This window comes from Microcystis sp. MC19 (genome assembly GCF_003019735.1).
GTDB lineage: Bacteria > Cyanobacteriota > Cyanobacteriia > Cyanobacteriales > Microcystaceae > Microcystis.
In genome coordinates, this window is record NZ_CP020664.1 from 1,522,368 (window position 1) to 1,549,059 (window position 26,692).

21 protein-coding genes and 2 pseudogenes are annotated in these 26,692 nt (G+C 43.2%); 15 read left to right on the plus strand and 8 right to left on the minus strand.

What is annotated here, in order from left to right; genetic code table 11:
* Positions 1-245 precede the first annotated feature (245 nt).
* Positions 246-1,121, minus strand: a pseudogene (locus tag B5D77_RS07795) (IS4 family transposase); the annotation flags it as partial.
* 1,074 nt (positions 1,122-2,195) lie between these two features.
* Here B5D77_RS07795 and B5D77_RS27060 point away from each other — a divergent pair.
* The 9 genes and pseudogenes from B5D77_RS27060 to B5D77_RS07840 form a co-directional block, all read left to right on the plus strand.
* Positions 2,196-2,529, plus strand: a pseudogene (locus B5D77_RS27060) (RNA-guided endonuclease TnpB family protein); the annotation flags it as partial.
* A gap of 39 nt (positions 2,530-2,568) precedes the next feature.
* Entirely contained in the window at positions 2,569-3,162 is a 594-nt protein-coding gene (locus B5D77_RS07805) for a DUF3177 family protein (RefSeq protein ID WP_002740183.1), read from the plus strand.
* 32 nt (positions 3,163-3,194) lie between these two features.
* Positions 3,195-3,479, plus strand: coding sequence for a hypothetical protein (locus tag B5D77_RS07810; protein ID WP_008197515.1), 285 nt, complete (start codon positions 3,195-3,197; stop codon positions 3,477-3,479).
* A 228-nt stretch (positions 3,480-3,707) separates the two neighbouring features.
* A complete protein-coding gene (gene egtD, locus B5D77_RS07815) occupies positions 3,708-4,718 on the plus strand; it encodes an L-histidine N(alpha)-methyltransferase (protein WP_008197517.1) in 1,011 nt (336 codons plus the stop codon).
* Positions 4,719-4,758: 40 nt separating this feature from the next.
* Positions 4,759-6,114 carry a 5-histidylcysteine sulfoxide synthase gene (gene ovoA / locus B5D77_RS07820; RefSeq protein WP_106908594.1) on the plus strand — a complete coding sequence of 452 codons (1,356 nt, stop codon included), beginning with the start codon at positions 4,759-4,761 and terminating at the stop codon, positions 6,112-6,114.
* A gap of 237 nt (positions 6,115-6,351) precedes the next feature.
* Positions 6,352-6,786, plus strand: a complete 435-nt coding sequence (locus tag B5D77_RS07825; protein WP_039899529.1) for a VOC family protein — start codon at positions 6,352-6,354, stop codon at positions 6,784-6,786.
* 101 nt (positions 6,787-6,887) lie between these two features.
* The gene (locus B5D77_RS07830; RefSeq protein ID WP_008197523.1) at positions 6,888-8,666 is read left to right on the plus strand and encodes a S8 family peptidase; all 1,779 of its coding nucleotides are present in this window, start codon (positions 6,888-6,890) and stop codon (positions 8,664-8,666) included.
* Between the two features lie 250 nt (positions 8,667-8,916).
* The gene (locus B5D77_RS07835; protein ID WP_039899531.1) at positions 8,917-9,465 is read left to right on the plus strand and encodes a response regulator; all 549 of its coding nucleotides are present in this window, start codon (positions 8,917-8,919) and stop codon (positions 9,463-9,465) included.
* Positions 9,466-9,627: 162 nt separating this feature from the next.
* The gene (locus B5D77_RS07840) at positions 9,628-10,407 is read left to right on the plus strand and encodes a DUF1350 family protein (protein ID WP_008197527.1); all 780 of its coding nucleotides are present in this window, start codon (positions 9,628-9,630) and stop codon (positions 10,405-10,407) included.
* Here the strand turns inward: B5D77_RS07840 and B5D77_RS07845 are convergent.
* The 4 genes from B5D77_RS07845 to B5D77_RS07860 form a co-directional block, all read right to left on the minus strand.
* Positions 10,404-11,117 (minus strand): Uma2 family endonuclease, encoded by a 714-nt coding sequence (locus B5D77_RS07845; RefSeq protein WP_008197529.1) that lies wholly within the window; start codon positions 11,115-11,117, stop codon positions 10,404-10,406. The genes B5D77_RS07840 and B5D77_RS07845 overlap by 4 nt on opposite strands.
* Positions 11,118-11,155: 38 nt before the next feature.
* The gene (locus B5D77_RS07850; protein WP_106908595.1) at positions 11,156-12,409 is read right to left on the minus strand and encodes an FIST N-terminal domain-containing protein; all 1,254 of its coding nucleotides are present in this window, start codon (positions 12,407-12,409) and stop codon (positions 11,156-11,158) included.
* A 153-nt stretch (positions 12,410-12,562) separates the two neighbouring features.
* On the minus strand, positions 12,563-12,817 hold the full coding sequence (locus tag B5D77_RS07855; protein WP_008197533.1) for a SemiSWEET transporter: 255 nt from the start codon (positions 12,815-12,817) through the stop codon (positions 12,563-12,565).
* A 125-nt stretch (positions 12,818-12,942) separates the two neighbouring features.
* The gene (locus B5D77_RS07860) at positions 12,943-13,443 is read right to left on the minus strand and encodes a L,D-transpeptidase (protein WP_008197539.1); all 501 of its coding nucleotides are present in this window, start codon (positions 13,441-13,443) and stop codon (positions 12,943-12,945) included.
* Positions 13,444-13,607: 164 nt separating this feature from the next.
* Between B5D77_RS07860 and B5D77_RS07865 the strand changes: the two genes are divergently transcribed.
* From B5D77_RS07865 to B5D77_RS07895, 5 genes are all read left to right on the plus strand, one after another.
* Positions 13,608-14,483 carry an ABC transporter ATP-binding protein gene (locus B5D77_RS07865; protein ID WP_008197541.1) on the plus strand — a complete coding sequence of 292 codons (876 nt, stop codon included), beginning with the start codon at positions 13,608-13,610 and terminating at the stop codon, positions 14,481-14,483.
* Between the two features lie 457 nt (positions 14,484-14,940).
* Positions 14,941-15,744 (plus strand): ABC transporter permease, encoded by an 804-nt coding sequence (locus B5D77_RS07870; RefSeq protein WP_172969317.1) that lies wholly within the window; start codon positions 14,941-14,943, stop codon positions 15,742-15,744.
* Positions 15,745-16,500: an ABC transporter ATP-binding protein gene (locus B5D77_RS07875; protein WP_106908597.1), complete on the plus strand. Its 756-nt coding sequence runs from the start codon at positions 15,745-15,747 to the stop codon at positions 16,498-16,500.
* A gap of 617 nt (positions 16,501-17,117) precedes the next feature.
* Positions 17,118-17,549, plus strand: coding sequence for a DUF4278 domain-containing protein (locus tag B5D77_RS07885; RefSeq protein ID WP_008197548.1), 432 nt, complete (start codon positions 17,118-17,120; stop codon positions 17,547-17,549).
* 950 nt (positions 17,550-18,499) lie between these two features.
* Positions 18,500-19,540 carry a fatty acid desaturase gene (locus tag B5D77_RS07895; RefSeq protein WP_008197550.1) on the plus strand — a complete coding sequence of 347 codons (1,041 nt, stop codon included), beginning with the start codon at positions 18,500-18,502 and terminating at the stop codon, positions 19,538-19,540.
* A gap of 438 nt (positions 19,541-19,978) precedes the next feature.
* Here B5D77_RS07895 and B5D77_RS07905 read toward each other — a convergent pair whose 3' ends face one another.
* Together B5D77_RS07905 and B5D77_RS07910 are read right to left on the minus strand one after the other, a co-directional pair.
* Complete coding sequence (locus B5D77_RS07905) at positions 19,979-21,565, minus strand: serine/threonine-protein kinase (protein WP_106908599.1); 1,587 nt, start codon at positions 21,563-21,565, stop codon at positions 19,979-19,981.
* 460 nt (positions 21,566-22,025) lie between these two features.
* On the minus strand, positions 22,026-23,516 hold the full coding sequence (locus B5D77_RS07910) for a UDP-N-acetylmuramoyl-L-alanyl-D-glutamate--2,6-diaminopimelate ligase (protein ID WP_106908600.1): 1,491 nt from the start codon (positions 23,514-23,516) through the stop codon (positions 22,026-22,028).
* A gap of 759 nt (positions 23,517-24,275) precedes the next feature.
* On the opposite strand from B5D77_RS07910, the gene B5D77_RS07920 reads away from it, so the two are divergent.
* Positions 24,276-25,022 (plus strand): DUF4079 domain-containing protein, encoded by a 747-nt coding sequence (locus B5D77_RS07920; protein WP_008197555.1) that lies wholly within the window; start codon positions 24,276-24,278, stop codon positions 25,020-25,022.
* A gap of 40 nt (positions 25,023-25,062) precedes the next feature.
* Here the strand turns inward: B5D77_RS07920 and B5D77_RS07925 are convergent, their stop codons facing one another.
* On the minus strand, positions 25,063-26,481 hold the full coding sequence (locus tag B5D77_RS07925) for a hypothetical protein (protein WP_106908602.1): 1,419 nt from the start codon (positions 26,479-26,481) through the stop codon (positions 25,063-25,065).
* Positions 26,482-26,692: the final 211 nt, after the last annotated feature.

Here is a 26,692-nt window from a genome sequence, read left to right on the forward strand (position 1 = left end):
AATTAATATTTCCAACTTAATAATTTTACCTCAACAGACAACAATCATCAATTTTTATTTGGTTCTCTTTCTGATGTAGAGAACTTTTGTTCTAGATTTCTCCCATCTTTCAAATATTTTGAGTATAAATACTCTATATACTCACTTCTCTGCGATGCAGTCGCACTCGCGGGAGCGCATTTTGTAGCTTGCTTAAAGCTTTGTTTCTGTCTGTATCACTTGTTACTTTTTAAAATGAGAATTGCTGCTAAAATTACCTGTAATTTGACCGGTTGACGAGGGTTCGCTTTCGAGTGATGCTTAGGTACTTGTATTTCAAAACTGGCAAATCTAACTGTTAGTTTAGCTAGTCTAGCCTCGTGATTAGGATTGCGTTTTACTTGCACATCTAGGCTACCACAGGCTTTTATTTCTCTGATGGATTGATGTAAATATTTAGTCTCTGGATGCCCTGACCTTTGCTTGTCTTCGAGATAGTTAACTTTTCGGTTATGAGTTCCTCGAATTAATAAATGAGAGTTAGGATTTCTTGACTGGGCAAATAAATCAAATATGTCTGCCTCAGAATCTCCGATTGTTACTACTTGAATTTCTTCGGGTATTTGTTGTTGTGTTTCTGACAAAGAATCTAACCATCTTTGACTTTCTTTTTCTTGAGTTTCTCTTTTTTTTCTTTGCTTGGCAATCCCTAAATTCTTTTCTTCTCTTGCCCAGACATATTGATTAATCAGTCCTAAAGGTACTCCTTGCGCTGAGACTCCTAAGGTGGTATGAACTTTGAGACCAAAGGATGTTTTACAATCTAGATAACCCATTCCTTTTTTGGCTTTTTGCGTCGTAAAGTCTAAACTTGTTGTGTCTTGCACTGCCAAAACTATTGGATGTTCTTTGATTCTTTCTACTGTACTTTTGGCTTGGGCGGCAATTAGATCTGAGGGGTGAAAATAGGGGGAATTCCAAAAGTCGTAGGTGGCACTGGCGGCGGCTAGATTTCCCGAAGCTTGTGGCACACTTGTACTAGGTTGACTGGCCAAGTTTTCTACGATACTGATTAACCTTTTCTTTCTTCTGGTGTCCCCTAGGTCTGCATACTGTAATTCTTGGGCTGCCCATTTCTCCATTTTTTTGCTTACCTCCACCTTAATTCCTTCTTTCAAAACTATACCTATCAATCGTTTCCCCTTTTTTTAAGTTTCTTCTCTTTTTGTTAAGAAAGATCTGACTAATGGATAGCCCCCTTGATAAGGGGGGTGTCTGATAACTTTTAACGCCTACCTACTTAAATCCTGTTTAAAAAGTATAGGATAGTGGGGGGGTCACTGCGTACGCGACGTTCGGCGACGCTCAGTCGAGCCGTTGCGGGGGGAAGTGGGGAGAAACAATTGATAACTTGAGAGTTAATCACACTATTAAAAACGGATTTAGTCTTATAAATTTTTTGGTTACAGCCTTTCTCATCAACATAAAGTACAACTTCATTAGACCTCTTGCATAATTAATTTTTGAGGGTTCAAAAACGGCAAAAACAAGAATTAAACTGCCTGAAATCTGTCAATAGACCATTTAGTTAACTATTATTCATTCTTAATTCTCCTGACTACTGACTACTGACTCCTGACTCCTAACCCTAACAACAATTTTTGATTTTTACAAGAGGTCTTATGAATACACTAGCTATTAGGCAAACTGTGGGGCTTATTTAGGGGTTAGCTTGCGATCGCTGATTGTCTTTCAATCCCTAATAGGGATTTCATGCTCAATCTGGTTATTAAAAAGTGATTTTTTATTCTCCGTTTTGCCTTTTTTCCCTCGATGACTGCGGGTCTAGTTCTGGCTTGCGCTAATCCAGAGCGCCACTTAGAATCTAGGAAACCTGACGGTTATAGCGAGGATGGATGGGCCGCTTTCTCTGAAACGCGATCGCCAAATAAGTACAAATTAACTGTCAACTCAAAGCGGCACCACCGCTTCGATAGTCAAGTAGTTCTAAACCCGATAGCGATCATAACAATCCACTTCTGGTTCCCGGTCATGCCAGGGTAAAGAGGGATTGAAGATGTGATATTGTCATTACTATTTCTTTGGCGCTAAAATGTTGACAATCGGTCAGGCATTGTCAAAATGTTTGTCCTTGAATACAAAGTTAAGCCAACACCTAATCAGATAGAAGCCATTAATGAAGGAATTTAATTAGAAACACTTATTTAGTCTATGCAGGCTTAAATCTTAGAGGCATGGTCAAAAATCGTCATTTAGCCAAGTCAATAACAGCTGCAGGATGGTCTGTTTTTAGGCAATGGCTGGAGTATTTGGGGGATAAATATGGCAAGCTAACTGTAGCTGTCTTGTCGGGACGGGAATGCCCCTGTAAACATTCTGCAAAAGGGATTAAGTAGCCTGGGGCGCGCGCACCCCCCTTGCCCCCCCGACGTCGGGGGGGCAAGGGGGGGGAGGGATTCCCTCTCGGCTAGTTGGAGAAATCTGCCAGCTAACGGAAACTCAATCGATAAAAAATCCCTGTCTCTTTAGAGCGGAGATCGTCAAATTGTCATTATGTCTAAATAATTTATGAATCAGCTTTGGTTTCGTCCTCTCGTTTGGATAGATTATCGTTTAGCCGTGCTATTTACGGTGATTATCCCGGCAATTTTGTTGATTTGGTCTTTATTTGCAAAAATCGAATCATTGCAGAAATTGTTGATTATCTATTGGCGAGTGGCTAGTCTTTTATTAATTACCGTATATTTAATGATCGCTTCCTGGCCGATTGGTTTTGTCACCAGTTTTTTGGCGAAGATTTTAATCCCGATTTCCCTCTGGTTTTGGGTGGATATTAACGATGAAATTAAAGATTTACCCGCCAGTCCGATTAAATTTGTCACCACTGCTTGGCGTTGGGCAGTAACTATCTATTCTCCTTTGGGTGCGATTTCTACCTTACCTTTTCTCTCCTGTGCTATGTCAGGGGAATTGCTAAATTCTCCCTATTGCCAGGTTTGGCAAGAAGCCCCCTGGCAGTTTCGCGAGATTTTTCATTCAGAAGCTACTGCTAACGTTTTGGGCTTTTTTGGTTTGGTTGGTCTCTCTTTTTATACTCTCTATTTTGCCCATTTTCTTCTTATTCGCCTCGGCAAACAGGGCCGTTCAGCTTTACAACAATAAGTTTTTAGCTATCGATAATTAGCCATTTTTCTATGAATATTGGTAAACAACTCGAACAATACACCCTCAAAAATCCCCAGGAGGTTTTATTGGTGACTATTACTGTGGATGGGGAGGAGGAAGAAATCTCTATTTTTAAAGGTTTTTCTAGTTCCCTTACCCGCAGCACCCCCTACGATCCCGATATTCCGATTATTCCTGAAACGGCGACAATTATTAGGATAGATCGTCTTGCCAGTCCCTATCATCCCCTTAACCCTCGCTATATTCAAGAAAATCTTACTTTAGAGGAAATACAGTCTTTACTGATTACTTAAATTGGTAATTTTGCTTAGATAACATCAACTTACTAGGGATCAATTTAACAGCTTTTATTGACCATCCATAAACTTTGTCTATCTAGACAAAAGGTAAATTTGCGGCGTTTTAGTGGTAAAATTACCAGGGAACGATAATCCCTGCCAGTATTCAAGCTGTCAAAGTGGATTTTCTCCCCGGCATTGATCGAGAACAATTAAAAAACTGGAGAGTAATCTGGAGAATCTATGCAACTTAACCCATCTAACCAAGAACTATTACAAATTGAGTATTTAGCTACCGCTGCCACTGGTCAAAATATGGTTAAACATCAGGGAAAAGATGTGATTGAAGGATTAACTAAAACCCCCAAAAGTTTACCATCTAAATATTTTTATGATCAGCAAGGTTCCCAACTTTTTGAAGCAATCTGTCAATTGCCAGAATACTATCCCACTAGGACAGAAGCGGCTATTCTCCAAGAATATGCTCAAGAAATTGTCGCCTATACAGGGGCTTGCGAATTGATCGAATTAGGTAGTGGTAGTTCCACTAAAACTCGTCTGTTATTGGATGCTTATTATCACCAGCAAAAATCCTCTAAATATCTACCTATTGATGTTAGTGAAACTATTCTCAAAGCTAGTGCCATAGAATTACAAAAAGAATATCCTAATTTACCCATTCAGGGGTTAATTGGAACCTATGAACAGGCCCTAGCCTATTGTCAAAACCCTTCCTATAAGACCAGAATGATTTTTTTCTTAGGAAGTTCGATCGGTAATTTTTCTGCGGCTGAATGTGATAAATTCTTAGAAAAAATTGCTACTGTTTTAAAAGCTGGAGATTATTTTTTATTGGGGATTGATCTGCAAAAACCAGTGGCAATTTTAGAAGCAGCTTATAATGATGCTCAAGGGGTGACAGCCGCTTTTAATTTAAATATGCTTTCCCATTTAAATTGGCGTTTTCAAGCTGATTTTAATCTTGATTTATTTAGTCATCAAGCTATCTATAATCAAGATCAATCTCAAATTGAAATGTATTTAATTTGTCAAAAAACTCACTCTGTTCATCTTAAAAAACTCGATTTAACGGTTAATTTTCAAGCGTCGGAAAGTATTTTAACGGAAATTTCCCGTAAATTTAACCTAGAAACTATGGAAAAAGACCTAGAATCAAAGGGATTAAAACCCCTCAAGGTTTTCAGTGATACTGAAAATTTCTTCGGTTTAATTCTCTGTCAATTATCTCTGTAAATCATGAAAACATTGTGGTCAGCAATAAAGGCATAAAAACATGGAAAAGATGCAAGCACAGGCTCCTATCTCTCTAAACAACTGTAGTCGAGAAAATATACTAGACTATTTTGAAAATGCTTGGCAATTAGAAGATATGCTGTTAAAAAGCATCATCAAAGAAGAAGCTTTTTACTGTAACCCTGACGATTTAAGAAATCCCCTCATTTTTTATTTAGGTCATGCTGCCGCTTTTTATCTGAATAAATTGCAGCTGGTTAACCTATTAAAAAAAAGCCCTAATCCTGACTACGAATTATTGTTTGGAGTGGGAGTAGATCCAGCAACTCCTGAAGAATTAAACTCTGCTATCGCCCAAATTCAGTGGCCTGGGGTGGCTAAGGTTTGGGAATATCGGCAACAAGTCTCGGAAATTGTGGTCGAAATAATTAAAAATATCCCCCTTAATCTTCCTATTCATCCTCGGCATTCTCTCTGGGCATTAATGATGGGAATTGAGCATCAGCGTGTTCACTTTGAAACATCTTCAATGTTACTCAGACAACTGCCCTTAGATTGTCTGCAACGTCCTCCAGGTTGGCATTATGCTCCTTCTTTTGGTCAAGCTTATCCTAATCAAATGGTGGAGGTTTCTGGGGGAATGGTAGAAATTGGTAAACCCCAAAATTCTCCTATTTATGGTTGGGATAACGAGTATGGTTATCGTCAAGTTCAAGTTAACAATTTTCTGGTGAGTAAATATATGATTACCAACGGAGAATTTAAAGAATTTGTCCATGATGGTGGCTACGAAAATCCCTGCTATTGGGATGAGGAAGCTTGGCAATGGAAAAATCATTATCAAGTCAAATATCCTAAATTTTGGCTGGTAGATGAGGGAGGAAATTATCAATATCGAGCCATGTTTGATGTTTTCGATTTACCTCTGGATTGGCCAGTAGAAGTTAACTATTATGAAGCAATAGCCTACTGTCGTTTTCAAGGTCAAGGAATACGTTTAATGACCGAAGCTGAGTGGAATTTAGTCACCTATGGCAGTCAAAAAAATCGAGATTACACCCTAGAAAAGGATAACTTTGAGGACTATAACCTCAATTTAAAATTCTGTTCTCCCACTCCCGTAGGAATGTTAAAAAATGCTGGTAATAACTCAGAAATTTATGATTTACGCGGTAACGTCTGGGAATGGCTAGAAGATGATTTTAATCCCTTAACTGACTTTCAACCCCATTACCTATATGCTGACAATTCCACTCCTTTCTTTAATAGTCAACATAAAATGATGTTAGGAGGAGCTTGGGTGACTAACGGCACAGAAATCCTACCCTACTATCGCAATTGGTTTCGCCGGAATTTTTATCAACACGCTGGTTTTAGAATCGCGCAAAGTCTTTAGGTGGGGTGTGGGGTGTGGGGTGTGGGGTTTTACCCATTTTCAGGGGGTCAATTACCTAATTTTCAGGGAAAAAGTGCCTAATTTCCCCCCCCGATTACTGCAAAGGCCAGCACTTTTTGATGTCTTGAGATTTATTCGGCCAATCCTAGGTAATTGCCAATTAAAAAAAATTCCTGGAAGAGTCGCCCCTCGATCGCTACAATGGAACCTATTAGAATGCCGATAAACTCGATCGCCATGAATCAACCTGCAATTTTTCATCTCGCTATTCCGATCACCGATGTGTCCACCGCTAAAAGCTTTTACTGTGATGGTTTAGGTTGTTTAGCGGGAAGGGAAACCGAGAAAGCGATAATCTTAAATTTCTATGGTCATCAGGTAGTCGCTCACGTCACTGAAATGCCTCTTACTCGCCAAAATAGCATTTATCCTCGCCATTTTGGTCTAATTCTGCCGGATGCCAGGGATTGGGACAATCTTCTCGCACAAGCACGAGTCAAGCAACTAAAATTTTATCTAGAACCAAAAACTCGCTTTCATGGGGAGATAACCGAACATAAAACCTTCTTTCTGGAGGATCCCTTCTATAACCTCCTCGAATTTAAACATTATCGCCACTATGAAGCTATTTTTGCCAGTCGGCAATTAACAGCGATCGGCGATCGAGCTTAAAATAAACAACAGGGGACTTTTTTGTCAGGGGAACTTCCCTCAGATTCTCTCATCAAAACCCCAAAAACCTTGGCTGGCAATGCTCAATTCTTAGGAAATCTATGAAAAAACTTTTATTGTTAACCCTATTCATTATCGGTCTAGGATTTGCTCTCTTTAACTTTACTGGATTAGCCAATCGGGGCGAATATCAATCAATTTTAATCGACTTTAAGGACGATGTACCCGTCAGCGTCCTCGATGAGCAGTTAAATGCTATCAACAAAAAAGCGGGAAAAACCACCAGTTTAAATAGTATTTTTTCCATCGATGAACATCTTTACACCGTGGAAGGAGATAGCAAACTTCTGAAAACTCTCCGCAATTCCGACCTAAAAAAATACACCGAATCGATCGAACCCGATTATATTTATCATGCTTTTATCGCCCCTAACGACCCCAACTATAGCAAACAGTGGAACCTAAGGGGGATAAACATCGAACGCGCTTGGGAAGAAAATCAGGGACAGGGGATCACCGTCGCCGTTATTGATACAGGTGTATCAAAAGTTCCCGATCTGCGAGAAACCGAGTTTGTGGAAGGCTACGACTTCGTCAACGATCGCAGCAATGCCGAGGACGATAACGGTCACGGAACCCATGTAGCGGGAACAATTGCTCAATCGACCAATAATAACTACGGGGTGGCTGGCATCGCCTACAAAGCCAAAATTATGCCCCTCAAGGTGCTTTCCGGGACGGGTGGGGGAACCGTGGCAGATATCGCCGAAGCGATCCGTTTTGCCGTCGATAATAAAGCCGATGTCATCAATATGAGTTTAGGGGGTGGAGGGGAAACCCAAGTAATGAAAGAGGCGATCGAATATGCCTATAGTAAAGGTGTGGTAATCGTCGCCGCCGCCGGTAATGCCGATGATAATTCCGCCGCCTATCCTGCCCGTTTTCCCCACGTTATCGGCGTTTCTGCGGTAGATGCCTCCGGAAATAAAGCCCCCTATTCTAATTTCGGGGCCGGAGTCGATATTGCTGCCCCAGGCGGCTCCGATACGGGTAAAATTATCCAAGAAACCATCGATCCCGCTAACGGGGGGGAACCGGCGTTCCTCGGTTTTCAGGGAACCAGCATGGCAGCCCCTCACGTTGCTGGGGTGGTAGCTTTAATCAAAGCTGCGGGAATTAAAGAACCCAGTGCAGTTTTAGAGGTTTTGCAACAGTCAGCCCGTAAGATCAATGATGATCCCTTTAATCATTTTGGGGCCGGACAATTAGACGCGGGCAATGCCCTACAATTGGCCCTCAAAGGACAGATTACTTTCCGGGATTTTTGGCGTTGGTTGCGCGATAACGGTTATCTCAATCCCCGTTTCTGGATTGATGGCGGTGCGGTGGCGGTTTTGCCCAAAATGGCCATGGTTTTGGGTTCTTATCTCCTCGCTTGGTGGCTGAGAAATTATTTTCCCTTCTCCTGGAACGGATTTTTGAATGCTGGTCTAATTTTTGGTAGTTCTGGCTTATTTTTCCTCAGAGGTCTTTATATCTTCGATTTACCCCAATGGCCTTTCCGAGTCATGGGGAGTTCTCTTTCTGACCTAGGAGGCGTTATTCAGGGCAGTTCTGCCCTTAATCCGCTTTTTGCCAGTGTTATCCTGCCTTTTGTCCTGATTGCCCTGCTTTTAGGTCATACTCAAGCAAAATGGTTAGCGGTGGGGGTAAGTTTAGCCATGGCGGTGACTTTAGGGATCAGCGCCGTTATCGATCCTACTCTGGTCTGGTTAGGTTCTGGTAGGATCGCCCAGGCATTTTTGGGCGTAAATGCGCTTTTATGTCTCGGTTTAGGTTATTTAGCCCTAAAAAGTGCTAGTTCATCCCGATACGCTTAAACAGGGGTTACAATGGGACAACAAAGGTGATCTACCGATGAAAACCTCTTTGGTTTTGGTATCTTCCTTTTGTTTTGCATTGAGTTCTCCTACAACAGCAGCCTCGGACATTAACCGAGGTTTTTTCTTTATGGTGTATCTTAGTTTCTAAGGGTTTTTGGGGAATCCTCAATCCCTATCCCGAAAGTTTCCCCCAATATCCCCTCGAATCATCGAGTTTATCCATTGTCTCTTTTCTATGGTGTCTATCGTGTCAAATCATAAAATTCTCGTTATCGATGACAGTAAAGTGATCAGGATGCACGTTCGCGATATGTTACCGGAGGGTAACTTTGAATTCCTCGAAGCGAAAGACGGATTAGATGGCTATCATCTCATCCGCACCGAAAACCCGAATTTGATTATTTTGGACTTCCTTCTCCCAAAAATGAGCGGTTGGGAGGTGTTTCAGCAAATCCAAACCGAAGATAATCTCAAAAGTATCCCCCTAGTGTTGATGTCGGGACGGAAAGAGGAGGTAGTAGAGAAAATCCCCGAACCTTTCCAGCATTTTGCCTTTATTGAGAAGCCTTTCGACCAAAAACAATTGCTACAAGCGATTAAAGAAGCGATGGCCAAGGCCAAACAATATTCTCCCAAACCAACAGTTTCTAACCCGAAACTAGAGGAACTCACCGGGGATTATAGCACCGATATTCAGACTCTCCAGTCCCAAATTGCCCAAATGCAAACAGAAATGGAAACTATCAAAAAACAAATGTCTCAATTAGTGGCTTTTATTAAGAAAAAACTGGCCTAGAACTATTCATCCCGATCTTTGATGACTTGGGCAAGCAGTTATCCTTATCCAGCCGGGCCAATCTCTGGCTAATCTCCTATCCCTTTTCCACAGGATTTACTATAATATGAAGTGGTGTTTATTTGGTGAGTGACTAATTTATTAATTCACTGATAACTAATTATGAATTGGCAAGAAATAGCGGGTAATTGGGTTTTTCTCCCCCGTCGTCCCCGGGGTATCATTCACTTTTTAGGGGGGGCATTTGTAGCGGCAGCCCCCAATATTACCTATCGTTGGTTATTAGAAAGTCTTGGGAATTCAGGATATGCTATTGTTGCCACTCCCTTTGTTAATACCCTCGATCACAAATCGATCGCCCGCACAGTTTTAAACCGTTTTGATAATATTATTGAACGTCTGCGCTGGAATCATAGTCTGCCCCAAGGTTATCTCCCCATCTACGGATTGGGTCACAGTATGGGGTGTAAACTGCATTTATTAATCGGTAGTCTCTACGAAGTGGAACGGGAAGGAAATATCCTCATTTCCTTTAATAATTATCCGATTCGTCGGGCTATTCCCTTTATCGAACCTTTGCAAATTGACACCACTTTTAACCTTGAATTTACCCCTTCCCCCGAAGAAACAAACGAGTTAATTTTCCAAGATTATGCCATTCGTCGCAATCTTTTAATCCGTTTTCAAGACGACACGATCGATCAATCTCTGGTATTAAATCCCCTGCTAAAAAAACGCTTTAATGATTTAATTGCCCTGCGAACTCTCCCGGGTAATCATCTCACTCCCTTGAGTCAAGATGTCAGTTGGCAAACCGGAGAAGTATTTACTCCCCTTGATGCGATCGGCCAATGGTTAAAACAGGGACTTGCCCGGGATAATTCCCGTCTCAAAGATGAGATTCTCCACTGGTTAAATCCCGTCCTTCCCACCTCTCGTTAGCTTTCCTCTAGATTAATCCCTATTGCCCGTAATTGCGCCTCTATGCGGGCTAATTTTGCCTCAGCTTCCCGGGCCCGTTGCCGTTCCTGTTGGGCTTGCTGTTCGGCGGTCCTAGCCCTTTGTTCGGCTAATTCCGCTTTTTGCTTGATTTCTAGGGTGGTCAAAAACCGCGAGCCATCGGGATAAAAAATAGCTAACTGGGGACTCTCCAGTTGAAAACGAATCTGTAGAAGCGGACTCTGCCAATTATCGATCGCGGCAATCATCTCCAATTGATCACCCCTGCGCCACCAACCCTGTAGATCATTAGCATCGGGATCGTAGAGATAATATTCTTCTACGCCAAAACGCTGATAAAATTGCCATTTTCGGCGCATTTCCGCTTTTGTGTTGCCCGGAGAGAGAATTTCAAAGACCACCTGCGGCGCAATCTCGTCCTCTAACCATTGCTTATAGGAACCTCGATCGCCCTTGGGTCTGCCAAACACCACCATAGCATCCGGCGCTTGACAGGTTTTATTATCCCCCTCGACGGGATACCACAACAGATCGCCGGCGATAAACACATGGTCATTGTCTGCGAATAAACATTCGAGATTTTCCTTAATCGTCACAATCCAGCGAAACTGTTTGGTATTATCGGCCATCGGTTTACCATCACTATCGGGATAGATAATCTCCGACTCAGAGAAAGATATCGCCTTTATCATCGTTCTACTCCCTAGCGTACTAAATATTTAGTATAGCATTAAATTCCCTGACGAAAGAGGGCAAAAGCCGAGGTATAACCGTGTAAAAAAGTGCGACCGGCCACCGGCCCGATTTCTCCGTTGCAAAAGAAGCCAGCGAGGGGAACATTGGCGAAATAACGCTGAAAAAGACCCGAATCAAAGTCCGGTTTTTCGTAGAGATTTTCCCCGCGGCCGAGACAGGAAAAGATTAAAGCACCTAGTACCTCTGAACTGTCGGTTTTTTCTCGGGGAAAAGCTTGCAGAAGTAATTCTAAATCTAGAGCGGAAGTGTCGGCATCGCGCAGGTGAAATTGTACCCGCTGCCCCGGACGCACTCGATCGCCAATTGCGATCGCACCTTGGCGAGGATCTACTCCCAAAACATTGCGAATTAAGAAATCCCCGGCCCGCAACTGCATTTTAAACTCATCCCTAGCAATACCGATAAAAAGGGAGTGTTGCGCTAATTCTCGGTCTTTTTCGCTCAAGGAGGCAATTAAATCCCGCAGTAGATTTAAAGGTGGTTGGGGAGTCCCATCGGCCCCTTTACCGGTCATGGAGATGATAATATTGCGTTCTCCCTCACTTACCTGATAAATCGGTCCAATGGGACGACAACCCTGGGCGACGATAGTTTCGACGATAATATTGCCAGAAAGGGCAATTCCTACGGTTCCCTGACGATAGAGATAGCTATTACGGGGTTTTTGTTGATCGTGGTAGAATAGACCCCCAGAACGTTCGATCATGCCGCCACTGACTAAACCGCCGATTTTGGCCGAACCGGGGTAGGCAAAATCCAAACCCTCTAACAGATCATTGATGCGACTGGAAAAAGGATCGGCTAAAAGGATAAATTGGGGATTTTTGGCCGCTTCTACCCCTAATAATTCTGTCCAACTAGAGGGGGAACTGTCGAGATCGGGCATTTCCGCCGCTTCGATATAAAAGGGCTGCACTTCCACATCCGGCAAATGGGCGACGGTGAGACTTAAAGCCGGACTCGCTTCGATTTCTCGCGCTTTTTCCCTCTCACCCATGCCGACAATCCCCGCCCCACCGCAGCCGATCAGCACAGGAACGGGGAGTTTATCCAAGATTAAGGGAACTAAACGGGGATAGTCGCTGGCATAGGCAGAAGAAATAAAAATTATGGCTAGATCTGCCGATCCAACTAGCTTATCTTGCACTTTTTCTACTACCTCCGTCACCGCCGCTTCTAGGGAGGGACGGGTTGATAGGGCATTAATCCACTCGATGCGATTGCTCATGTTTCTTGACCCCAAATTTGGTCTCAATGGTCAAAGATGATTATCTTAACAATAAATTAACCTAAAAATCCTATCCGCGCCCCTAGATGGCCCAATAAATTGTAGAATTGTCATGACGTGAGCCAATAGGGCCGCAAGGGATTGTCAGTTATTTTAATCATATTTAATCTTAAAATAGAGAATTGTCCCCGCTAAGATAAAAGTCACAAAATTAGCGATAATAATCGGTTTACTGCTCATATAAAGACCGTAGATGAGCCAAAGAAAAACCCCCAGACAAAAGCAAATAAACATAGTTAGGGACAAGTCCTTAGCCGAACGATAACGCCAAGTTTTAATCACTTGGGGTAAAAAGGAGACAGTGGTTAATATTCCCGCCACGATCCCGATTAGTTCAATAATATTCACCGATTATCCTCTTTGCTCAGTTTCTCTCATTTTAAACTGTTGACTATCTAAATTACTGGTTAAGACGGCTCTCTCCACATCATCGGGTAAAGTGTTGGTGAATGGGAAAAAATTTCCCATTGTTTCTATTGAGCGACTACTATCACCGAAGTGCCGATTTGTACCTTTTCAAATAAAGCCTTTATATCTCGATCGCGCATCCTAACGCAACCGTGGGAGACGGCCCGGCCGATGAGATTTTCTTGGGGTGTACCGTGAAAACCGATAAAATTGGCACCATCAGTCCAAAATCCGATCCAACGCGCCCCTAAGGGGTTGTTTTTTCCCGATGGGACCAGTTGCCCGGTGAAAGGATGTTCCCAGACCGGTTCCCGCACCATCTGAATCACCCTAAATTGTCCCGTCGGGGTTTCCCAACCCGGACGACCGATCGCCACTGGGTAAGATGCAATTATTTTCTGTCCTTGGTAAACAAAAACCCGTCTTTTTTTTAAATTCAGCAGCAAACGGGTTTCCGTTCGGATTACCGTGGTTGCGGGGGGGGAATTACCGAGACTAATGGGGGGATTGAGGAAAAATTCCCCTATTCCTAGACATAAACAGAGAATTGGCAGAAAAACTCCCATCGGATACCGGCAAAGTCAAGATTTTTCATTCGTATTCTAATCTGATTGTGAAGATGTCAAACCAAAGTCGATAGGATGAACCCGAGGGGGGAGGATAAAATCGCCGTCGAGTTAGACTAATTCGGTTACACTAATCCATAGCTGGAATATTAACTTTTGTAACTATGACCGCCGCTATTGCTCTCGATCGCGTTTCTAAAATCTATAACAATCTGCCAGTAGTTAACGAGCTTTCCTTTGCCATCGAAAAAGGGGAAATCTTTGGTTTACTCGGTCCCAACGGTGCGGGAAAATCGACGACAATCCGCATGATTATCACCCTAACCGAAGCAAGTCAAGGAGAAATCGAAGTGGCGGGGTATAATGTGAAAAAATACCGCGATCAGGTGAAAAGAAATATAGGGGTAGTCTTGCAACAGATTAGCGTTGATGGGGAATTAACCGTCTGGGAAAATCTGGAATTTCACGGCCGGATGCACCATATCCCCAATCCCCAGAGACAGGAATTAATCGATCGCTATTTAGATTATGTCAGTTTAAGCGATCGAAAATCTGCCCTGGCCAAAACTCTGTCCGGAGGGATGAAACGACGTTTACAGATTGCTCGCGCCCTTCTTCACGAACCAAAAATCCTCTTTCTCGATGAACCAACTGTGGGTTTAGATCCCCAAAATCGTCGTCGTTTGTGGGAAGTAATTCGCGATTTAAACCAGCAAGGAATGACAATTTTGTTAACCACTCACTACATGGAAGAAGTGGAATTTCTCTGTCAGGATAACGCCGCAGGAAAACCAGGCAGAATTGGCATTATGGATGGGGGCAAATTAATCGAATTAGGAACTCTAGCGGATTTTCGTGCTAAGTATGGCGAGGGTTTAGTTATCAAACAAGTTGGCGATAAAATCGATTATAAATTCTTCCCCACTGTGGCCGATGCTAACTCTTATCTGGACACTTTGAGTGATAAAACTGGAGTAATGTGCCGCCCTTCCAACCTCGAAGATATCTTTGTGGAACTGACGGGACATCAATTAGATTAAATTCTGGTTTTAGCTGTTGGGAAATTATTCGGCGTTCGGTTTTTGACTGCGGTTTTTCGGAGATTAGCTGTGTTTAAATTGGCATTTATTGACTTTTAAGCTAAGACGCATTTAAACCGCTTATTCTTAGATTATCCGAACCTCCCCCAATCGCTTTACTGTTGCCTTTTGCCTCTTGCCTCGTCTCAACAAGCAATTTAAATACTTAACAACTTAGAGTCTAGGTCAATTAGCTGAGGCTGTGCCTAAAAACCGAATTCAACCCTAAAAAAAGAGGCTTTTAGCGGTTTTTAAGCTTTTTGAGCCAGATAAATGACCTAGTGGGGGAACTTTTTTCCTAGAGGGAGAGTCGTCGGAAACTGGATAAAAACTAGAGTCCCCCGTTGATCGATAGACAAAATTGACGGTAATCGTTTAGAATGAGGCACTGAATACTGACGAGATGACAATTATCCCTATGACCGATCTCCAAGCAAAAACTAGATGGTCAACAGCGCGGCGATATTACGAATTGCTTAGTGTTTTAGTGGAACGTAATCTCAAGGGACGCTATCGGGGTTCTTTTCTGGGGGTTTACTGGTCCTTGTTAAATCCCCTGATTATGACTGCACTATACACGGCAATTTTCGGCACGGTTTTCGCCTCTTATTTTGATAATTCTCTAGTTAACTATGTCCTAGCGGCTTTCACTGGTTTAGTAGTAATAAATTTCTTTAATGCTTCCACTAACCAAGCTTTACCTAGCATCGTTAGTAATGGCAGTATTTTAAATAAAATTCGTCTGCCGGTTAGCATTTTTCCCCTTTCCATGGTAGTGGCAAATATTTTTCAATTTGCTATTAGTATCTTTCCCCTTTTGGCTATAGTGACTCTCTGGAAATCTCAAAGTTTAATTAATGTAATTGCTCTGATTTTTCCTGTGATCGGTCTTTCTCTGGTTTGCACGGGAGTGGGTTTCTTTGTCAGTACCCTCTACGTTTTCTTCAGAGATTTACCCTATTTTTACGAAATTGTTTGTTTTGTCGCTTGGATTAGCAGCCCGATTTTCTATCCCCCGGAAATTATTCCTCCTTCCGTACAACCATTTCTGCTATTAAACCCATTATTACCGGTAATTGAAAGTATTCGCCAATTGTCCCTTTCTCCCGGATTACCAGATTTTGGTTTGATATTTCAATCTCTACTCGGTGGGATCATCATCTTAGGAATTGGTTGGACTTGCTTCCGACTCTGGCGACATTTATTTATGGATTTATTATAAATGACAGAAGTAATTCGACTCGATCAAGTGTCTCTCCAAAGACGCACTCAAGAAGAATTTTCCTACGATCTAAAAAGGACAATCTTCTCTATTCTTGAAGGTAAATATCGTCAACCGGCCAAAAAATTAGTGCTAGATGATATAGATTTAGTCATTAATTCTGGAGCAAAGTTAGGTATCATTGGAGCTAATGGCGCAGGAAAATCTACTCTCTTAAAAGTTATTTGTGGTATTCTGGAACCGACAAAGGGACAGGTGAGAGTTAGGGGACAAATTGCTTCTCTAATTGAATTAGGAGCGGGTTTCGATCCAGATCTACCAGTAAAAGATAATATTATTCTCTATGGGGTAATGCTGGGATTTTCTCGTCAGGAAATGAAGGAAAAAACCAAAGATATCCTCGACTTTGCTGAATTAGAAGAATACATGGGAGCGCCGGTGAAATCTCTTTCTTCCGGGATGGTGGCTCGTTTAGGATTTGCGATCGCAACAGAGGTTCACCCCGATATTCTTATTCTTGATGAAGTCCTTTCCGTCGGGGATGAAAGTTTTAAAAATAAGTGTAAACGACGTTTAAAAAAATTCTGGAATTCTAACGCTACTATTTTAGTAGTTTCCCACGATTTGACTTTAATTCAAGAGTCCTGTAACCAAGCAATTTGGCTGAATAAAGGCCAGTTGCAATGTCAGGGTGCATCGGAAGATGTAATCAAGTTTTATTTGGATTCCGTGCATCAAAATGAAGTTAATTTTTAATTAAGTAGGTAATCTCAATTAATTTATCTACGTTTGGCTCTCTTGGGTTTGGTGGGTAAAATGTATTATAGGGTACATTCCTGCTGGCGGTCGCAACGCGCTCGCTACGCGAGACCAACTGGAACGAACCACAAAGACCCAAAGGACACAAAGATTGATCGCTTCTAGATAATCTAAACTTATCACACAAAGAATAAGAGAGCCTACGTTTTACTTAGTCGAAAACGCCGTAACAAAATAAAAAACCTCGGTGTCCAGCCGAGGTAGCGCTAAGTTATGTAGGAGAACTCAAGCAAATCTGTCAATGGGGCAAACCCAAACCCCGAAAACTTTTTTAAGCTAGTAGGCCAAGTTTTTTACCGTTGTCTCGGACTCAAGGAATCATATTCTGTCCGATACTCCTCGAGACAATCTGAACTGGCTTGCTGTCTTGGCTGTTTTGCTTTAACTTTTAGTTCATGTAAATAAATGTAACAATATTTTTACAAATTGTAAAGAAGGATTGACAAAATAAAACTTATATGTTGCATAAGCTGAGTTAATATTTTTCGCCGATCGAAGCTAGGGAGGTAATATATAGGGAGATTGGTTCACTAGCGTGACAAGGTGTATCCAGAATGTCCTATTTGTTTTTATTACCACTGTTCACCGCTGCCTTGGCTGCCTATTTCTGGCAGAAGTCCAGCGATGAGATCGCTTATCTCGCCAGTGCCGCCACGGTAATTAGTTTAGTGTTGAGTCTGGTTTTAGCCCCTTGGCAGATTCAGCTATTAATTCTCTTGACAGTTGTGATTGTCGTCACATTTTTATGGCAAGGACGAGAAGAGCAAAAAAATGTCCTCGTCTCCACTCCAGAAACCGCCGGCGAGAAAAAGTACCGTGGCGCCACCTATAGGGAGCCAACAGTCGCCGAGGCTCCTGTCAAGGAGCGAGGGGGTAAATATCGCGGTGCGGAGGTTAAAATCACCAATAATCCCAGGGTAGCTAACCCAATTCGCTCCTCATCTCTCAAATATCGCGGCGCTGGTTCAGGAAACAAAGACCAGTAATCAGTTATCAGTAATCAGCCATCAGATCAGGTGAGAGAACATTAGTCATAAGTAGGGGCTGCTGAAAAAGTTTTTCAGCAGCCCCTACTTAGCTTAGCTGCCCAGTATTGCCGTCTGAGTGCGCGTCGGGGCAAAAACCTGCTGCCGTTGCTGTCGCTCATTCTATCCTGGTGATTGCTTATCATACTAAATCCTTTGAGTATAGGCTACATATCAGGACAGGCACTCATGCAAGAGGCACTCATGCAAAACGGAGAATAAATAAGTAGTCGTGCAAAATTAATTTCCTAGTGAAGATAGGCACTCATGCAAGAGGCAAGAGGTGTTTAGATATGTGTAATTAATTTTGCTTAGGTACTTAATCAGTTTTTAATAACCAGATTTAGTATCATCTTATCTCTCGTCAAGAACCTTCCCTAGATTTAGGGGCTGATTATTTTGACCAATAACGACCCGAAAGTGCGAAAAAACGTCTGGTTAAAAGTTTGGAGAAGCTTGGTTATCAAGTTACTCTTGAGTCTTTGGCGGTTGTTTCTTAAATTGGTCTAAAATACGGGTAAATCTGGCTGTTATCCTTGAAGACAGCGGCCAAATCGTTCATAACGCTTTTTAGTTGCGTTATCATTTTCTAGTCAGTCCCGATGAAAAAATTTTCACCCCCACAGAGGAAAGAGATTTCCTTCCCTACACCCGACACCCCACACCCTACACCCTCTTTCCAGTCAGGAGGCAAAAGGCAAGAGGCAAGAGGCAAAAGTCAAATTTTGCCAAAACAGAAAATCTCCTCTTATGGTATATAAAGTAAAGGATTATTAAGCTTCGCAGAAGTTTATTAATTAAAGTTCAAAATATATTGACAAAAAAATTGGCTTGTGGTATGGAGCAGAATTTAGCCAAACCTCCTAGCTGATTTCTTGTCAAAGGTTCACCTAAGTGTAATTGGAGATTTCATGACGGCAACGACGGATAAATTGCCTGGGGAGTTGATCACCTCGATCGAGCCAGACTTTAAACTGAAAGATATTATTAAAAGCATTCCCAAAGAATATTTCCAGAAAGACCCTGTTAAGGCTTGGTTGGGAGTGATTATGAATATTTTGGCGGTAATTGCGGGTTATGCGATGCTAGTTTATTCTCCCTGGTATTTACTGCCTTTAGCTTGGATTTTCACTGGTACAGCCTTAACGGGATTTTTTGTGATCGCGCATGATTGCGGTCATCGGTCTTTTTCTAATCGACGCTGGGTTAATGATCTTGTCGGTCATATTTTCCTGTTACCGCTTATCTATCCCTTCCACTGCTGGCGTTTCCTGCACGATCGCCATCATGCTAAAACTAACATGGTAACTATAGATAATGCTTGGGATCCGTGGGAATTAGAAGCTTTTAACTCGGCCAATCCCCTAGTGCGTCTCTTTTATCGCGGCATTCGCGGACGTTTCTGGTGGCTCGGTTCGATCGCCCACTGGGCTATTCTACACTTCAATATCGAACAATTCAAGGAGAACGAACGGGAAAAAGCGCGCTTTTCGATGATTGTAGTTCTGGTTTTTGGCGCTATTTTTTTCCCAACCCTCATTTTCTACACTGGTGTCTGGGGATTGGTTAAATTTTGGGTGGTGCCTTGGTTTGTCTATCATTTTTGGATGAGTACCTTTACCCTTGTCCATCACACGGATCCCGATATTCAATTTTTCCATCCCGAGGACTGGAATCAAGCTTTAGCGCAACTAGAAGGAACGGTTCACTGTAGCTATCCCCGTTGGGTAGAAATTCTCTGTCACGATATTAATGTCCATATCCCCCATCATATCTCGACGGCGATTCCTTCCTATAACCTCCGCAAAGTTCACGCTAGTCTCCAAGAAAATTGGGGTAGTCACCTAAAAGAAACTGAGTTTTCTTGGCCATTAATGAAACGAATTGTTGATTATTGCCATATTTTCGACTCCGAAACCGCCTACAAAACCTTTAAGGAAAGCCGCGGTTAAATCAGTTATCAGTTATCAGTTATCAGTTATCAGTTATCAGTTATCAGTGGGTAAGTTGTCAGTGATCAGATTTGAGTTTTAAGTGACAGTATTAAATATCAGTTATCAGTTATCAGTTATCAGTGATCAGATTTGAGTTTTAAGTGACAGTATTAAATATCAGTTATCAGTTATCATACTAAATTCGGTTATTAAAAACTGATTATTTATTCCCCCTTTTGCCTCTTGCCTTCTGCCTCTTGCCTCTCCTGATATGTAGCATATACTCAACGGATTTAGTATCAGTTGTCAGTGATCAGATTTGAGTTTTAAGTGACAGTATTAAATAGAAGTTTCCTCCTGTCTTTTCACTGATTACTGTTGACTGAGCACTGAAAAAAGCTCCCTGCTCCCCAATTTATAATTCATAATTCATAATTCATAATTCATAAGGAAAGATTACCAGGAACTGCGTTTACCATTGGGCATAACTGTTAACCAATTGGTTTTTGCTAGGGCGATTTGTTCTGGAGTTACTTGGGCATCAGAGAGATTAGCACCGCAAAGATTAGCGTTTTTGAGATGAGCATAGCGAAGATTGGCTCCGATAAGATTCGCCCCGCGTAAATCGGCTCCTTCGAGGTCTGCATAACCGAGATAGGCATTATTTAAATTGGTACTTTTGAGAATAGCTTGACTGAGATTAGCCCGGCCTAGATCCGCCTTGGACAGATCTGCCCCTTGTAAATTAGCTCCTGTTAATTTGGATTGACAGAAATTTACGCCCAAAAGTTTTGCTTTGGCAAGATTGAGATTCGGTAATTCCTCTTGGGCGAAATTGCGCCGGCCGTTATTGTAAGCATCGAGAATCGCTTTTTCATCTAAGCGACGTTTTTTCTTCAGTAAGGTTATATCTGTGCTGCTGCGGGCTTGACCCCTGGATAATACATTTGTATTAATTATTTGAAGAGCCATCTGTCCGTCCAGCATATTATTTGGAGAGGCCTCCCGATTTTTATTTTTGGGGCGAAATTTAGAATTGAGAGGGGCAGAAACGGAGAAATTACCCATCGGACTTGAATCTTCTGGAGGTTTCAGGGGAGTCCCCACTGGAGCAGCGATTAAACTTTGGGCTAGACTATCGGCATAAGCGGTCATGTCTAAAGCATCCATTACCTCTTGGGCGGATTTGTAGCGATGACGGACAGAGACTTCCAGCATTCTTTTCAGGACTTTAGCAAACTGGGGACTCACCTGGACTAATTTTTCCCAGAGTAATTCACCTGTATTAACATCAACTTCGATCGCTTTAGGGGATTTGCCCGTGAGTAGATAGAGACAGGTAACTCCCACTGCGTAGATATCACTAGCATAGACGGGACGCATAGCCATCTGTTCGGGAGGGGCAAAACCTTGGGTCCCCACGGCAAAATTAGTCAAAGCGGTTTGAGAATCGGCATTGGCAATGACGGTATTAACTTGATTTTTGACGGCCCCAAAGTCAATCAGAACCAATTTTCGGTCTGTTTGCCGACGAATTAGGTTAGCGGGTTTGATATCCCGATGAATTACCTTTCGCTCGTGGACATATTGCAAAATTGGCAACAGTTCACTTAAAAACTGTTTGACTCCCGCTTCGCTAAACGGTCCGCGTTTTTTTACCTCTTGGTGCAGGTTATGACCTTTAACGTATTCTTGAACTAGATAAAACTGTTGATTATCTTCAAAATAGTCCAATAATCGGGGAATCTGCGGATGAACGCCCAGTTTTGCCAAGGTTTCGGCTTCTCGGTCAAAAAGTTCCCTGGCCATGGCAAAAACATTAGGATCGTCAGTGGAAGGTCGCAGTTGTTTGACCACACATAGGGGTTTACCCGGTAGGGACAAATCCGATGAGACAAAAGTTGTCCCAAACCCTCCTTTCGCCAAAATGCCTAGGGTTTGATAGCGGTCGTGCAGAAGAAGTTTTGAGCCGCAACTCTCGCAGATTAACGCTGTCGGGTCGTTTTTCGGTTGAGAACAGTTGGGATTAAGGCAGTAGGTCATCGAGAGTCACCAATTGACCGATACTTTTTGGCTAACAGATAAGCTGTTCGTAATTTAAATTGCTTGTTGAGACGAGGCAAGAGGCAACAGGCAAGAGGCAACAGTAAAGGGATTGAGGGAGATTCGGCTAATCTTAAGAATAAGCACTTTAAATGCGTCTTAGCTTACTAACAATGCACTTTTAGGAGATTCTCATTCTCCTCGAGAGGGGGCATCTCCCAAAGTCTCAAACCAGAGGACTGAGACAATCAAAGCGCTTGTGTCGTTTTGGTTATCGACTAAAACAGCGCCTTTTTTGTGTCATTGCTTAGTTAACGCAGGGGCAACTTATCAAGACAGGGGTTGCTCCTTAACTGGGATTCTTACCTAATCCTCCCCAGTTTATCACAGATTTTAAAATTGGCTACTGGTGTCAATTGTCAACTAATGTTAGCTTTTGTTGATAATTCATCACCGCTAATCACCTTTTCACTTTCATCAAAGCGGCCCGGGCCTGTTCGCGGTCATCGAAATGGATTTTTTCCGTCCCCAAAATTTGATAATCTTCATGACCTTTACCCGCAATAATTACCCCGTCTCCCGGTTGTGCTGCTTGAATCGCCGTGTCAATGGCCAAAGCGCGATCGCTAATTACCTGCACGGTAATTTCTGGGGGAATGCCAGCGATAATATCCTCAAGGATTCGTTCGGGAGACTCTGTGCGGGGATTATCGGAGGTAACTATGGCTAAATCTGCTAATTCTGCCGCTATTTTCCCCATTAACGGTCGTTTTGTCCGATCTCGATCGCCGCCACAACCAAAAACACAAATCATCCGACCGGAAATAAAAGGCCGGGAAGCTTTTAAAACATTCTCTAAACTGTCGGGAGTATGGGCATAATCGACAATGACGCTGATATCTTGGTCAGGCGCGATGCTAACCCGTTCCATCCGCCCCGGTACTCCTGAAAACTGGGGAATTTGGGCGATTACTGTCTCTAAATCTACACCACATTCTAACACTGCCGCCACCGCCGCTAAGAGGTTAGCTAGATTATATTGACCCACCAGAGGGGAAGCAAAGGCTATTTCTCCTTGGGGAGTCACCATCACCCCTTCCACTCCCGTGGGTTGATAGTGTAAATCCTTAGTATAAAAATCGGCACTAGCATCGGACACACTATAGGTTAAAACCTGTTGGGGAGACAGGGAGGCCGCTAAACGTTGACCATATTCATCATCAAGGTTAATAATCGCCTTACCTTGCAGATAATCGGGACTAAATAATTTAGCTTTAGCGGCAAAATAATCCTCCATGTCGAGGTGATAATCGAGATGGTCCCGGGTGAGATTAGTAAATACCGTCACGGGAAAAGTACAACCCTGTACCCGTCCCTGGGCCAGTGCATGGGAACTAACTTCCATGACGGCGATTTCATTGCCGGCGCTCACCGCTTTGGCTAAACTAGCTTGTAACTCGTTAGCGAAAGGGGTGGTATGATTGGCGGTTTCTTGGAATCCTTGCCAACGGGTGTAAAGAGTCCCGAATAACGCGGTGGCAATCCCCGCTTGGCTGAGAAAATATTCAATTAAATGGGTGGTGGTGGTTTTGCCGTTGGTTCCCGTCACACCGATTAATTTTAGGGTAAGGGCCGGATAATGATAGAATTTAGCAGCGATCGCAGCAGTAGCAGTAACTAAATCTGCCACAACGATTACGCAAGCATCCTCCGGGGGGGGAAATTTAGCAGCGGCTGCCGGGGAGATAAGCGCCGCTACGGCCCCGCTTTCCAAAGCAGAACGCCAAAATTCGCCGCCATCGACGCGAGTACCGGGTAAACCGATAAATAAATCTCCCGGTTGACAAGCATGGGAATTGGTAGAAATTCCTGTAATCTCGGTAATAGAAGCGATAGGAGAAGAAATCGGGGAAACCAGAGGGATAGTTGTTAAAAGTTCTTGTAGTTTCATAGTCAGGATTGAATCTAGGGATTGCTGCTTTTAGATTAGCCGATTATCAAAGAGGTTCCTAGTCCGAAATGGGGAAGTGGGGTAGTGGGGTAGTGGGGAGATGGGAATTATGAATTATGAATTATGAATTATGAATTGGGGAGAAGGGAGTGGGAAGTGGGGTAGTGGGGAAGTGGGGTAGTGGGGAAGTGGGGAGATGGGAATTATGAATTATGAATTATGAATTATGAATTATGAATTGGGGAGAAGGGAGTGGGAAGTGGGGAAGTGGGGAGATGGGAATTATGAATTATGAATTATGAATTGGGGAGAAGGGAGTGGGAAGTGGGGAGATGGGGAAGTGGGGTAGTGGGGAAATGGGGTAGTGGGGAGATGGGAATTATGAATTATGAATTATGAATTATGAATTGGGGAGAAGGGAGTGGGAAGTGGGGAGATGGGGAAGTGGGGTAGTGGGGTAGTGGGGTAGTGGGGAAATGGGAATTATGAATTATGAATTATGAATTGGGGAGAAGGGAGTGGGAAGTGGGGAGATGGGGAAGTGGGGAAATGGGGAAGTGGGGAAGCTGTCCCATCACCCTATCACCCCAAAACCCTATCACCCTATCACCCCAAAACCCTATCACCCTATCACCCCAAAACCCTATCACCCTATCACCCTATCTCCTGCCTCCTGATATCTGCGATAAGCTAAAAAAAACAAGGCTATAGCTTGTCAACTGTTGACGATTTTCTGCTGACGATTTTCGGGATACTTATATGCAATTCGTCGATTTTCTGGCTCTCATTCATCCTATCCTAGCGATAGTGGTCGTTTTCCCTATTATCGGCCTCGTAGTTAACTTTGCTTGGCAAACCCGTCAACGTCGCCTAGAAACCAACGCGGGAAATAAAAGTAAAATTCCCCCAATGGTCGGGCCAGAACATCTACGCTTAGGCCGCTGGTTAACGGGTACAGTGGTAGGGGTTAACCTGTTAGCACTAGCTTACTCGGTCGTTTACGGTTTTAATGGTTTTGTCGATAAACAAAAAGACGGAAAATTAGACTCCTTTCAGGTCATTTTTGTGATTTTGATGTTTTTTGTCACCATTGCCTCTTTGGTCTGTCTCTACCGCGCTAGACAAGCTCTCTGGCGCGGAATTTTTGCCACCTTGACTGGCATCGGTTTAATTATTATCGGTTCTCAGGATGGGGTCTGGCGACTCTCGGACCAATGGTACTGGTCTCACTACTATATCGGCATGGCGGCATCATTACTGATGATTTTCTCTCTGGCCATTGTCGAAGATATCTATAAAGACCGTTCCCATCGTTGGCGCATCGCCCATACAATTCTCAATTGTATCGCTCTGGCTCTCTTTCTGGGACAAGCCATGACTGGTTCGAGGGATTTGCTGGAAATTCCCCTCAGTTGGCAAAAACCGGCAATTTATCGCTGTGATTTCACCAATAAAACCTGTCCTGAACCGAAATCCTCAACCCCCCCCATCAACCCGATAAGTTAAACTTTTTTAGGGACTGGGAGAGGGTGAAGGAGTCGGGAAATTAATCACACTCAGATTCATCCGGAGCGGTATCGATGGGTTCCTCACACCAATTGGCAATCTTATCAAGTTGGGGAAATTGGGGTTTCAAGTCTTGGATTAAGTCAGTCCATTCTACCCCTTGGGTAACAGCCACAGCACCGATACTTGAGGGACAGTCTGTAATTTCGCCCCAATTTTTACCCCAGGCAGCACCGATGAAAGTACCAGTACCGGTTTTACCGAGGGAATAGTCAGGAGCAAAGATAAACGCTTGTAGTGTTTGGTCTCCTCTCAGACAAATTTGCGGCGCAGCGGAACCTAATCCATTATCGGCATAAATTTGTAGATTGCCCGGTTTACAGCCAGTCACACTACCACAGTCGTGTCCGATGGCACCGTTAATATTACCTCTAACATAAAAAACTACCCGTTGCCCCGGAGTAATGGTAATCTGACCGCTACTCAAGTTGATATTATTAACGATATACTCGTACACTCCGCTGGGAGATGCTGTGTCTCCCGTTCTGGGAAAAGTTTCAGAACTGGTAAGTGCCAGGTTTTTCTGCTCATCGCGAAGGCCAGTGGGAATCGGCGGTAAATTGGGGAAAAACACACCGACAAATTGTGGTTGTGCCGTGTAGGGGGGATTGAGTGCGGGTGTGGGCTGTTGAATCTTATCTTGTTCAGCCTCACATTCTGGACTCACCACCTCCTCCACCACATCCCCTTGAAATCTACTAGCACCATCGTCCGCCGTTCCCTCACTTATCCATAAAGCTGGGACCGTGCTGCGGTTAAATGCGCGGGTAGGGGCATCAAGAATAGGGATAGTTACCACCACGCGGTTACGGGAGGCGGCATTATCGTCACTATCTATATCCGGACCAGTGTTAGTTAGGTCTGTTGCGGTACTGATGCGAGAACGTCCTTCGAGGGTGAGAACTCCCTTACCAGGACCAGTACTATAATCGTATCCAACCACGCGATAATAACGATTATTACCGAGCTCAAACCATGTATTTGCGCTCAAACCTCTTAATTCATTGATTTTTGCCGTCAAGGTATCAGCATCGTTGGGATTACTGCAGGAGGAAGCGGCGTCGACTAATTTTTTTAAATGTCTTTGTAAATTGGTACTGGGATTAGCAACCACTTCGGCGTTCTGCCAACAATCGCCACCGGAAGTACAATTACTATCAACCGTCGCCATAACTCGCACGCTATTAAGTAAATCCTGTACGCGAGCCACTCCAGTTTCGGAACTTGTTAAAGCATCAGCCCGGACTTTTTGGGCAATTACTTTCGATTGGTCCCCTTGGGCGCGCATGATCATAGTCATTCCTGTCACCATCAGGATAAGTCCAATTAACACGGCAAGGGGCAAGGCAAACCCTTTTTCCCTATTAGCCATCAGGTGAAGGCATAAACGATTGTTCATAAGCCAGTCCATCTAAGAATGGTTACCTTTATTATACTAACAAGTAGCTGGTTATAATTAAATTGAAGATGTATCCTCCCTGCCTCCCTTGATAACGGGGGTGCAGATTCTCCCTTATTAAGCGCGGTATCTGACAGTTTTTAACACCTAACTACTGATCAAGTTTTGGTCAAGTGACAACTGTGATAATACAGGGATAACACTGTGAGTA

Excerpts from the sequence above, each read along its gene's own strand:
- ovoA (WP_106908594.1), top strand. The coding sequence starts at position 4,759 with ATGGAAAAGATGCAAGCACAGGCTCCTATCTCTCTAAACAACTGTAGT.
- B5D77_RS07885 (WP_008197548.1), top strand. The coding sequence starts at position 17,118 with ATGTCCTATTTGTTTTTATTACCACTGTTCACCGCTGCCTTGGCTGCC.
- B5D77_RS07920 (WP_008197555.1), top strand. The coding sequence starts at position 24,276 with ATGCAATTCGTCGATTTTCTGGCTCTCATTCATCCTATCCTAGCGATA.
- B5D77_RS07870 (WP_172969317.1), top strand. The coding sequence starts at position 14,941 with ATGACCGATCTCCAAGCAAAAACTAGATGGTCAACAGCGCGGCGATAT.
- B5D77_RS07860 (WP_008197539.1), bottom strand. The coding sequence starts at position 13,443 with ATGGGAGTTTTTCTGCCAATTCTCTGTTTATGTCTAGGAATAGGGGAA.
- B5D77_RS07810 (WP_008197515.1), top strand. The coding sequence starts at position 3,195 with ATGAATATTGGTAAACAACTCGAACAATACACCCTCAAAAATCCCCAG.
- B5D77_RS07865 (WP_008197541.1), top strand. The coding sequence starts at position 13,608 with ATGACCGCCGCTATTGCTCTCGATCGCGTTTCTAAAATCTATAACAAT.
- B5D77_RS07905 (WP_106908599.1), bottom strand. The coding sequence starts at position 21,565 with ATGACCTACTGCCTTAATCCCAACTGTTCTCAACCGAAAAACGACCCG.
- B5D77_RS07850 (WP_106908595.1), bottom strand. The coding sequence starts at position 12,409 with ATGAGCAATCGCATCGAGTGGATTAATGCCCTATCAACCCGTCCCTCC.
- B5D77_RS07895 (WP_008197550.1), top strand. The coding sequence starts at position 18,500 with ATGACGGCAACGACGGATAAATTGCCTGGGGAGTTGATCACCTCGATC.
- B5D77_RS07845 (WP_008197529.1), bottom strand. The coding sequence starts at position 11,117 with ATGATAAAGGCGATATCTTTCTCTGAGTCGGAGATTATCTATCCCGAT.
- B5D77_RS07825 (WP_039899529.1), top strand. The coding sequence starts at position 6,352 with ATGAATCAACCTGCAATTTTTCATCTCGCTATTCCGATCACCGATGTG.
- B5D77_RS07925 (WP_106908602.1), bottom strand. The coding sequence starts at position 26,481 with ATGAACAATCGTTTATGCCTTCACCTGATGGCTAATAGGGAAAAAGGG.
- B5D77_RS07830 (WP_008197523.1), top strand. The coding sequence starts at position 6,888 with ATGAAAAAACTTTTATTGTTAACCCTATTCATTATCGGTCTAGGATTT.
- B5D77_RS07805 (WP_002740183.1), top strand. The coding sequence starts at position 2,569 with ATGAATCAGCTTTGGTTTCGTCCTCTCGTTTGGATAGATTATCGTTTA.
- egtD (WP_008197517.1), top strand. The coding sequence starts at position 3,708 with ATGCAACTTAACCCATCTAACCAAGAACTATTACAAATTGAGTATTTA.
- B5D77_RS07840 (WP_008197527.1), top strand. The coding sequence starts at position 9,628 with ATGAATTGGCAAGAAATAGCGGGTAATTGGGTTTTTCTCCCCCGTCGT.
- B5D77_RS07875 (WP_106908597.1), top strand. The coding sequence starts at position 15,745 with ATGACAGAAGTAATTCGACTCGATCAAGTGTCTCTCCAAAGACGCACT.
- B5D77_RS07910 (WP_106908600.1), bottom strand. The coding sequence starts at position 23,516 with ATGAAACTACAAGAACTTTTAACAACTATCCCTCTGGTTTCCCCGATT.